The 6,559-nt window shown below is 59.2% G+C and carries 3 protein-coding genes and 1 pseudogene; 3 read left to right on the top strand and 1 reads right to left on the bottom strand.

The window, feature by feature from the left end; all coding sequences use genetic code 11:
* The 3 genes and pseudogenes from AC1D2Q_RS16145 to AC1D2Q_RS16155 all read left to right on the top strand — a co-directional run bounded on the left by AC1D2Q_RS16145 (position 1) and on the right by AC1D2Q_RS16155 (position 5,434).
* Positions 1-1,365: a DUF1329 domain-containing protein gene (locus AC1D2Q_RS16145; protein WP_477813826.1), complete on the top strand. Its 1,365-nt coding sequence runs from the start codon at positions 1-3 to the stop codon at positions 1,363-1,365.
* 231 nt (positions 1,366-1,596) lie between these two features.
* The gene (locus AC1D2Q_RS16150) at positions 1,597-4,335 is read left to right on the top strand and encodes a winged helix-turn-helix domain-containing protein (RefSeq protein ID WP_477813827.1); all 2,739 of its coding nucleotides are present in this window, start codon (positions 1,597-1,599) and stop codon (positions 4,333-4,335) included.
* A gap of 131 nt (positions 4,336-4,466) precedes the next feature.
* Positions 4,467-5,434 (top strand): annotated as a pseudogene (locus tag AC1D2Q_RS16155) (transposase domain-containing protein).
* An 88-nt stretch (positions 5,435-5,522) separates the two neighbouring features.
* Here the strand turns inward: AC1D2Q_RS16155 and AC1D2Q_RS16160 are convergent.
* Positions 5,523-6,559: calcium-binding protein (locus tag AC1D2Q_RS16160; RefSeq protein ID WP_477813828.1), on the bottom strand; the 1,037-nt coding region annotated here is incomplete at its 5' end.

Genomic DNA, 6,559 nt, shown 5'->3' on the forward strand with positions numbered 1-6,559 from the left:
ATGAAAATAACAAAGAGTCTGTTCCACGTTAGTGTTCTGGGGCTTTCGCTGCTGGCGACCAGTGTCATGGCGGCGGTCCCTGCGGCCGAAGCGGACAAGCTGGGCAAGAGCCTGACCCCGATGGGGGCCGAGATGGCAGGCAACGCCGACGGCTCGATCCCGGCCTGGAAACCGATGCCGAAAAACGCCGGTAGCGTGGACAGCAAGGGTTTTCTGTCTGATCCGTTCGCGAGTGAAAAACCGCTGTTCACCATCACCGCGCAGAACGTCGACCAGTACAAGGACAAGCTTGCGCCGGGCCAGTACGCGATGTTCAAGCGCTACCCGGAAACCTTCAAGATGCCGGTCTACCCGTCCCATCGCGGCGCCACTGTGCCGGATGAGGTGTTTGCCTCCATCAAGAAGAACGCTACCAACACTAATCTGGTGTCCGGCGGCAACGGTCTGGAAAACTTCGAAACCGCGATCCCGTTCCCGATTCCGAAAAGCGGCGTTGAGGTGATCTGGAACCATATCACCCGTTATCGCGGCGGCAGTGTGACCCGTCTGATAACCCAGGCCACACCGCAGCCGAACGGCTCGTTCAGCCTGGTGTACTTCGAGGACCAGTTCGTGTTCCGCGACAGGATGAAGGATTTCGACCCGAAGAACCCGGGCAACATTCTGTTCTACTTCAAGCAGAAAGTGACCGCGCCGGCTCGTCTGGCCGGTGGCGTGCTGCTGGTGCACGAAACCCTCGACCAGGTGAAAGAGCCGCGTTCGGCGTGGGTCTACAACGCCGGGCAGCGCCGTGTGCGTCGTGCGCCGCAAGTGTCCTATGACGGACCGGGTACCGCTGCCGATGGCCTGCGTACCTCCGACAACCTGGACATGTACAACGGTGCGCCGGATCGCTATGACTGGAAGCTCGAAGGCAAGAAAGAGATGTACATCGCCTCCGACAGCTACAAGCTCGATTCGCCACAGCTGAAGTACGCCGACATCATCAAGGCTGGTCACATCAACCAGGACCTGGCTCGTTATGAACTGCGCCGGGTCTGGCATGTGGTCGCGACGCTGAAGGAAGGTCAGCGTCACATCTACGCCAAACGTGACTTCTACATCGACGAAGACACCTGGCAGGCGGCAGTGGTCGACCACTACGACGGTCGCGGGCAACTGTGGCGCGTCGCCGAGGCTCACTCCGAGAACTACTACGACAAGCAAGTGCCGTGGTACGCCCTCGAAACCTTGTACGACCTGCAATCGGGCCGCTACCTGGCACTGGGCATGAAGAACGAAGAGAAGTCGGCGTACAACTTCGGTTTCACCGCCAGCACCGCCGACTTCACTCCGGCCGCGTTGCGTCAGGAAGGCGTTCGCTAAAACGTTGTAACCCCGAGGCCGCATCCTCGAAAAAAACGCCCCGACTGGTTCGGGGCATTTTTTTGGAAGTTCATAAAGAGCGTCGTCCGGTGTGGCTGTCCGGTTTACTGACATTTTTGCTCGTAGTCTTTTTGTAGCCATTTGTAGCAATAACCTTCAATAGCTCTTCGTTTACCGCTAGGCTGCGGACATCTGTAACGCCGCCATCAGTATTTCAAACAAGAGCCGGCCATGACTGATCTGTCCCCACTTCCGGGCCCTRCAAGCGTTGCCGTCGCGGCACTGGACGGGCGTTTTTTCCGGCCTCCGCTGCCCGCCGGCCATGTGCTGCGGCCGCGTCTGTGTGAGCGCTTGAGTGCAGGTCTCGGTGGCAGGCTGTTGCTGGTCAGCGCGCCGGCAGGGTTTGGCAAGAGTTCATTGGCGGTGGAGTTTTGTCAGGGGTTGCCGGATCACTGGCAAAGCCTGTGGCTGGGCTTGAGTCTGCGGGACAGTGATCCCGGCCGTTTTCTTGAGCGCCTGCTCGAAGGTCTTCAGGACTACTTTCCACAACTGGGCAGCCAGGCGTTGGGACTGCTGAAAATGCGCCAACGTCATCAACCGTTCGCCTTTGAAGAGTGGCTGGACGGTTTGCTCGATGAACTGGCCGTGCACCTCTCACCCAACACGCCGCTGCTGTTGGTACTTGATGACTATCATCTGGCCCAGGGCCCGGTGCTCGATCGTTGTCTGCAGTTTTTCCTCAATCATTTACCCGATGGCCTGTTGGTCATGGTCACCAGTCGGCAGCGTCCGGACTGGCATCTGGCACGCCTGCGGCTGTCGCGGCAACTGCTCGAGTTGCATGAGCAGGATCTTCGGTTGACCCATGATGAAGCCCTGAGCCTGCTTGATCGACACAGCATTTCATTGCGTGGCGAGGCGCTGGAGAATTTGATCCAGCGCAGCGAAGGCTGGGTGGCAGGGCTGCGCTTTTGGCTATTGGCGGCCTCCGAGGTGGGCAGCGCTGGTGCATTGCCCCAGTCGTTGTACGGCGGGGAAGGGCTGATTCGCGATTACCTGCTCGAAGAAGTCATCGATTGCCTGCCCGCCGAGGTGCAGTCATTCCTGTACGACACCGCGCCCCAGGAGCGCTTTTGCAGTGAGCTGTGCGATGCGGTGCGCGAAGCCCATGACAGCGCCGAAATCCTGCGTTTCCTGCTGGCGCATCAGGTGTTTCTGGTGCCGTTGGACGAACACGGTCACTGGTATCGCTATCACCACCTTTTTTCCGATCTGTTGCGCAGCCGGCCCACCGCCCAGGCGATGGTGCCGACGGCCAGTTTGCACCTGCGCGCCTGCCGCTGGTTCAACGCCCAAGGGCTACTCGATGAGGCGGTGGAGCAGGCGTTGCGCGCCGGGCATCTGGATGTCGCGGCGAATCTGGTGCAAAACCTTTCTGAAGAGCAACTGCTGGCCGAGCAGAACGTCGGCATGCTGCTGCGCTGGAAAATGGACTTGCCCGATAGTCTGTTAATCAGCACGCCACGGTTGATCGTGCTCTACAGCTGGGCATTGGGGCTGGCCTGTCAACTGGACGCCGCCGAGGAGCTGGCCAGTCACCTGAGCCGCTTCCTGCCGGCGCCGTCGGCTACTGCGCAAAAATCCATGCTGGCGCAATGGCTGGCCCTGAGCGGGATCATTGCCCGGGGGCGAGGCGATCGCGAGCTGACCATGCTCTATTGCACCGAAGCGCTGGATAGCCTGCCGGCCAAACGGTATGGGCAGCGACTGATGTGCCTGTCGACATTGTCCAATCTGGCGATTGCCGACAGCGACCTCTGGCGTGCGAGGGGGTTGAATCGTGAGTCCCTTGAGCTGGCGCAGCGCGTTGGCAATCCGTTGTTCGAGGCCTTGGCTCATTACGACCGCGCCCGGGTATTGCAGGCGCGAGGGGAGATCCTGCGTTCACTGGATGAAGTCCGTCAGGGGCTGCAACGCCTGCAAGGTTTATCCCCACAACGGCTTTATGCGGTGCGCGCGCGCCTGACCTTGTACGAGGGTTTTTTGCTGGCGCTGCGCTTGCAACCCCAGGCCGCACGGGCACGTTTGCAAGCGGGGTTGGGCGAAGCCCGGGCCTGTCGCGATATCAGCGTATTGATCGGCCACTGCGTGATTGCCCGGCTGGAGGGAAACAGCGGCGAATTCGCGAAGGCCTTCGCCGAACTTGCCGAGGCCGAGCGCCTGATGCATGTCTGGGACGTCCCGCCGATTTACTATCTGGCGATGATTACCCTGGTCAAATGTGAACTCTGGCTGGCTCAGGGCCGCACCGATCTGGCCGAAGCCTGGCTTGCGCGCCTGGGCCAGACCTACAACGGCGAGCGCCCGGCTGCACCACCGGAATTCCATCCACAACTGCCGCTGCACATTGAGTTGCAACAGGCGGTGCTGGACATGATGAAGGGCCAGCCCATGCTCGCCGAGGGACGCTTGAACGCGTTGCATGAGCACGGTCAGCGCAGCGGTCGGCAGATGCTCAGCGTGATGGCGCTGAGTCAGAAAGTCATGCTGTTGCTGGTGAGCGGGCGCGAACCCGAGGCCCGTAAGGCGTTGGCCCAGGCTTTGGAGGCGGCCGCCGGAGGTGTCCTGCAACCGTTTGACCGATTACTGGCTGAGAACGCGGACTGGCTGCGCGGGCAACTTCAACTCTGTGCGCCGACGGCCGTTTCGCAGAGCCTTTCGGAAAAACTTCCGGCCCTGGTCTCCCGCCCGATGCTGGAGGCATCGCCTGCTGCGGAACAACTCAGTACGCGTGAACTGGCCGTTCTGCGATTGATCGCACTGGGGTGTTCGAATCAGGAAATCAGTGAGCAGTTGTTCATTTCGCTGCATACCGTTAAAACCCATGCCAGCCATATCAACAGCAAACTTGGGGTAGAGCGCAGGACCCAGGCGGTGGCGCGAGCGAAGGAATTGGGGGTGTTGGTTTAATCGTTCAAGAGCCTTTCACGGTACAAACAAAAAACGCCCCGAACCAGTCGTAATGCTGTTCACTTAAGCATTTGAGTCTCAGCAGGGCTTACTCGAAAATCCGATGCCAGACCTCTGGCATCGGATTTTTTATGTCTGTTCAACAAGACCTGCTCGACCTTGGCGATCTTTCAACTTCTGCGATCTGAGTACCTTTACCCAACATATTCCGGTTGAGTGGGTAGCGTTTGCGCTGGATCTTTCCAGCCAGGCGACCATTCGCCGACGTTGCTTGCCCGCCGATCAAGTGCTTTGGCTGGTACTCGGCATGGCGCTGTTTCGTGACGAGCCGGTTCACGAAGTGGCCAGGCGTTTGAACATTTGTGCCCAAGGCCTGGCCTCTGACCAGCTATTGGCCCGAAGCGGTGTAACCGAAGCGCGTAAGCGGCTCGATGCCTGTCGAGCCTGAATAAAGCCGGCACCCATAGGCACTGGTTGATTCCGGCCAAAAAAAGGCACGGTTTGTGAGGAAGTGGCTCGTTACAACCCGCACGATCGCCTGGTGCGCATGAAGGTCTCACCGCGAGCCAGAGCCCGAAATCCGGGCCTTTCAACGCATTGGGAGGCCCGCGAAGTCAACTATGAAATTCAAAGACAGTTATGACGTCGCTGCCGGCGAACACCTACAGCACCAAAGCCGTGGCTCGGCTTTATCAGGAGCGTTGGGAGATCGAGTTAGGCTTCAGAGACATCAAAAGCTCAATGCAACAGAACGCAGTGACCTTGCGTAGCAAAAAAGTCGACTTGATCTATCAGGAAGTCTGGGGGGCTGTTGCTGGCTTACAACGTGGTTCGTCGGAAAGCCAGTCAGGCGGCAATGGCATTTGGTCGGGCCCCCTCGGACATCCGCTTCAAACCAGCCTGTCAGTACATCGTGGTCCAGCTGATCGTGATGGCAGCAGCCAATCCGATTTCAGCGAGAGGGAGGCGGTTATCAGAGTTAAGGGCAGGTATTGGAGGATTGTTTCTGGATCACCACCCAAGGCCTTCGAGGCCCAGGACGGTGAAAATTTCAAAGACCCGGTTTCCAGTGGATCGTAAGGCTGCTCCACTTAAGTGAACAGCATTACGATCATTGATCGGGGCGTTTTTGTTTGTACATTCCGGCCTGACTGACAGGCCGGAATTTGCGTTTGCGATGAGAACCGTCAGGCAACCAGATCGGTGGCGCTGAAGGTATTGACACCCACCAGCTGGATTTCAAAGTCCGCACCGGCGTTGCCGCTGACATTGCCTGAGAGCACATGGTCGACGAAGCGTATTTGGCCTGCTCCTGTGAAGTCATTGGTACCAATGAAGCTGAAGCCATTGAAGCCATCCTGTAACAGATTGGCATCGAATTTCGACAGGTCGATCTTGTCGCCCTGCTGGCTGCTGAAGTCGGTGATGACATCACTGTTTACCCCTTTGCCCAGCTCGCTGAGCAAATTGAAAACAAACCGGTCGGCGCCAGAGCCGCCCGTGAGGGTGTCTGCGCCCAAACCACCTACCAGTAGGTCATTGCCCGCAGCACCGTCAAGCAGGTCGTTGCCTGCCCCGCCCTGCAAGGTGTTGGCGTAGGCGTTGCCTTGCAGGGTGTTGTTCAGATCGTTGCCGATCACGGTGAAGGTGCCGGCACCGGTGAGGGTGACGTTTTCGACGTTTTGCAGGTTGCTTTGGCTGAGGTCGACGGTGCTGGTGGTCGGGGTCGAGGCGTAGTTGATGTACAGCAGGTCACGGCCCTGGTCGGCCGTTTCCTGCAGTAGCGCCAGTTCGCCGAACTGGTCGAGGGCATAGGTGTCGTCGCCGGCGCCACCGCTCATGGTGTCCAGACCGCCCTGGCCGTTGAGGATGTTGTTGCCGCTGTTGCCGATCAGCACGTTGTTCAGGGCGTTGCCGACCGCGTAGATATTGTCGCTGCCGGTCAGGGTSAGGTTTTCCAGGTTGGCACCGAGGAGCCAGTTGACCGAGGAGCGCACGGTGTCGATTTCGCTCGCCAGGGTGCTGGTTTCGGTGACCACGTCCTTGAGGTTATCGACGCTGTAGGTGTCATTGCCGCTGCCGCCGATCATCACATCGGCACCGGTGCCGCCCTCCAGCACGTTGTTGCCGCTGTTGCCGATCAACACGTTGTTCAGGGCGTTGCCGACCCCGGTGAGGTTGTCGTTGCCGGTGAGGGTCAGGTTCTCGACGTTGTTGCCCAGGG

It is taken from the genome of Pseudomonas sp. P1_A1 (assembly GCF_056406935.1).